The following is a 3,533-nucleotide window of genomic DNA, read 5'->3' on the forward strand; positions in this document are numbered from 1 at the left end:
GAAGACGAGGAGGTGGCGAGCATGGTCCGCCGCCGATGTCAGCAGCCGCTCGTAATCCGGATAGCAGCAGACGACTCGGTGGAGCACGACCACGTCCGCCGGCTCGACGGCGTCAGGATCGACGGCGATGTCGTGCAGGCGACGATCGGCGCGCCCCCGCAGTCCCGCCTCTTGGAGCAGCCGGTTGGCTTCCGCGTCGTACGCGGGCGACAGCTCGAGGTTCACAGCATGCGCAGCGCCGAGTTTCATCAGCTCGATCTGGATCTCGCCGACGCCGCCGCCGACCTCGAGCACCGACGCGCCGTCGAGCTCGTGCTGCGCGAGGAAGGCCACCATCCGCCGAGCTGTCCGGTCGAGGCCGCGCTTGCGGTAATGCTTGGCCACCCGACGCGCAAAGCGCGGACCGAAGAACTGTTCGTATCGGCGTGGGCGGCAACATTCGGCCATGGGTCTGAGTATCGCCCGTCGCCGGTGGCGGGCTGCCGCAGCCGTCGTGCGTCAACGGGTCAGGCGCAGGTAGTCAGATGCGACGAAGAACGCGTCTGCGATCACCGCATAGCCGGCGTCGGTCGGATGAATGTCTCGGAGCGGCGTGCAGAATGCCGTCAAAGCGCACAACGTCGCCGGTTGGGGGGGCGCCAGGTTGAACGGCGTGAACGCATCGGCGGACCGAGCCCGGTGGCTCGCGACCGTGTCGGCCAACTTGGCGGAGATGTAGCCGACGGCGTCATCCGATTCCGGCGCAATCACCGCGAACGGATTGTAACTACGCAGGACGATGATCTCCGCGTCCGGGGCCGCTGTCCGGAGCGTGTCGAGGATGCTCGCGAGACGGGCCTGCAGGTCGGCGGTGAGCTGTGGCAGCGCCGCGGTGATGCACGCCGCGTTGAACGCGCAGGCGCGGAACACCGCGATCGCGTCGTTGTTCCCGATGGCCAGCGTGATGGGGCTGATCTGACCTCGATGCGCATGGAGGAACGCAACCGCCGCATCGAGTTGCGCGCCGGCGTACGAAATGTGCAGCGGGAATCCGGCCGCAGAGTACGGGCAGCCGCCGGCCATCATGGTGCGGGCCGTCTCGCCGGGGCAGGACAGGTTGACGGCCTCGATTCCCGGCCGGATGGCGTTGAGTTGGGCGGCGAAGACGTCGGTGTAGCCGTGGTCGAAGGCCGCGGCCGGCACGCCATTGGGCAGTTCAGCGTTGAAGACGGCCTGCTGATAACCGAAGCCGAGGGAGTCGCCCAGCGAGAGGTAGTAGCTCTTCGGCGGGTTGAACTTCGGCGGACTGTCGGCGTACGCAATCGAGTTGGCGCCGGCGGTGAAGGACAGCACCAGCGTGAGGATTGCGGCGACGCGACGTAGCATGATCAAGACCTCCGCTTGAGCAGCCTACGCCGTCATGCGTGCCTCGGCGGGAGAACCTCCCTCCACAGGGCAGACCCCTAGCGTCGGCGCGGCCTTTGGGAGCAGGCTTGGCGCAGCGGCGGGTTGTGCATGCACGCTGAGGTGATCGCCCGTGTGTCCATCGTGCGCCATCGGTTCATTGGCCGGTGCCCCCGCCCGGCGTTGTCGCGGTCGTCGTCGCGCTGCACACCGCCCACCTAGAACACCGCTCCCGTACCACCGGACTTAGGGAGGCCCGCTCGTGACCACAGCGCTTTCAACGACGTTGGCACAAGACCACGTCCACGTGGATCGGTACACCGACATCGTCGGGCCCAGCAACGAGATGCTCGGTCCGGTCAAGGACGGCGGCCGCATCGAGTACCTCACTGTGCCCGGCTGCTGGGGTCCGATGATCACACCGTCCATCCGGAGTGGGCACGAGGTGACGCTTCCGGTATTGGTGGAGGGCGCCCGGGTGGGCGACGCGGTCGCATTGCACGTCGAGACCCTCGAGCAGACCTCGCGGGCCACGACCTCGGGCACGCATGTGGGAGTCGAGGGTCGCTTCATCAGCGACCCCTTCGTGGCAAACATCTGCCCGACCTGCAGGGACGCAGGCAGGCATTTCCTATACCCGGACACCTACCTCGACGGCATCGGCGAGAGTGCGGTGAAGTGCAGCACGTGCCACAGCGAGATCATCCCCTTCCATATGGTCGAGGGCTACACGATGGTCTTCGACGAGGCGAAGGAGATCGGTGTCACCGTCGCACGTGACCGGGCCGAGGAGTTGGCCCGCGACGCCCGCGAATGGGTCGCGCTGACCGAGCACTCGACCCAGCATCCCATCGTCGCCCTGGGCAAGGCCGACCTTGTCGGCACGATGACGCGGTGCCGGATCTCCGTAGGAAACCTCGGCTCCATCCCGGCCATTGACATGCCGAGTTCCCACAACTGTGGCGATTTCGGTGCGTTTCTGGTTGGCGCACAGCATGAGTTCGGGGTCACCGAGGAGCAGCTCGAGCTGCGGACCGATGTGCATATGGACATCGACTCGGTCCGGCAGGGCAGCGTCGTGATCGTGCCGGTCAAGTTCGACGGCGCCGGGATCTACGCCGGCGACGTGCACGCGATGATCGGCGATGGTGAGATCGCCGTGCACACCACGGACATCGGCGCGCGGCTCGTCGTCCGGGTCGAGGTCGTCAAGGGTCTCGAACTCGACGGTCCCTTGCTGCTGCCGCCGGCCGAGGACCTGCCGTTCCTCGCGCGCCCATTCACGGCCACCGAGGTGGCCCGCGCCAAGGCCCTCGCCGAAGCCAATTCGACGAGGCTGGAAGGGCCGGTCCTGCCGGTCCAGGTGCTCGGGTCCGGCGCGTTCATCAACGCCGCCGTCGACAACGCGGTGTCGCGCGCCGCGAGGCTGTTCGGCATGACCGTCGACGAGGTCAAGAACCGGTCGACCATCTCGGGGGCCGTCGACATCGGCCGGCTGCCCGGCTTCGTCCAGCTGAGCCTTCTCGTCCCCCGGGACCGGCTGGAGGCGAAGGGCATCCTGCGCCTCGTTGAGGCGCAGTACGGGACGGCCGCAGGTTGGTGACTCGAGACCAGCCGGCGATAGAGGTCACCGTCACTCGAAAGGGCGTGCTGGCCACCGGGCGGGCACCCAAGGACGAGAAGCTGACACTCGCCGAGGGCGCCCGCACCGGTGACCTGCTCGAGGCATGCGGCATCGATCCGGGGGGTTGCATCATCGTCATCAACGGTGCGGTGATGGTCCGTGGCTCGGAGTTGCACGACGGCGACCGCGTGCAACTTCACCCGGCACAGGCGGGTGGCTGACCGCCCTGGCTGGTCCGTGATTGCAGACCTGACCCGTGGCTACAAGCCCGCCACCCTCTACCGCCCTTTCTCGCCAGCCAGCTCCAGGTCCGGGGGACCGGGAGCGAGTCCTTCGGCGGCGTCACGGTGACCGGCGAGTCGTAGTCGAGGAAGTCGAGGGCGGAATCCGGCGACCCGCTGTCCGCGACCCGCAGCGGATAGGGCGTCCCAGTCGTGGCGACATACAGCACCGATTCGGCGTCATGGACCGCGATCGCCGGCCGGCCCGCGACCGTGATCGTCTCACCCTTGCGGAGCGTGCCGCC

Annotated in this window: 5 protein-coding genes; 2 read left to right on the forward strand and 3 right to left on the reverse strand. The window is 67.7% G+C overall.

Annotated features, from left to right (window positions below):
- Both VGR06_RS34670 and VGR06_RS34675 read right to left on the reverse strand, forming a co-directional pair.
- On the reverse strand, positions 1-447 hold a 447-nt coding region (locus VGR06_RS34670; protein ID WP_327563421.1), incomplete at its 3' end, for a class I SAM-dependent methyltransferase.
- Between the two features lie 51 nt (positions 448-498).
- Positions 499-1,365, reverse strand: coding sequence for an SGNH/GDSL hydrolase family protein (locus VGR06_RS34675; protein WP_327563422.1), 867 nt, complete (start codon positions 1,363-1,365; stop codon positions 499-501).
- 280 nt (positions 1,366-1,645) lie between these two features.
- Between VGR06_RS34675 and VGR06_RS34680 the strand changes: the two genes are divergently transcribed.
- The gene (locus VGR06_RS34680; protein ID WP_327563423.1) at positions 1,646-2,986 is read left to right on the forward strand and encodes an acetamidase/formamidase family protein; all 1,341 of its coding nucleotides are present in this window, start codon (positions 1,646-1,648) and stop codon (positions 2,984-2,986) included.
- Positions 2,987-3,030: 44 nt separating this feature from the next.
- Positions 3,031-3,228, forward strand: a complete 198-nt coding sequence (locus VGR06_RS34685; RefSeq protein WP_327563424.1) for a MoaD/ThiS family protein — start codon at positions 3,031-3,033, stop codon at positions 3,226-3,228.
- On the opposite strand, the gene VGR06_RS34690 is transcribed toward VGR06_RS34685, so the two are convergent.
- The coding region (locus VGR06_RS34690) for a hypothetical protein (protein WP_327563425.1) at positions 3,204-3,533 on the reverse strand (330 nt) is incomplete at its 5' end. The genes VGR06_RS34685 and VGR06_RS34690 overlap by 25 nt on opposite strands.

The organism is Actinophytocola sp., from assembly GCF_036002505.1.
In the GTDB taxonomy this organism is placed as follows: domain Bacteria; phylum Actinomycetota; class Actinomycetes; order Mycobacteriales; family Pseudonocardiaceae; genus DASYTH01.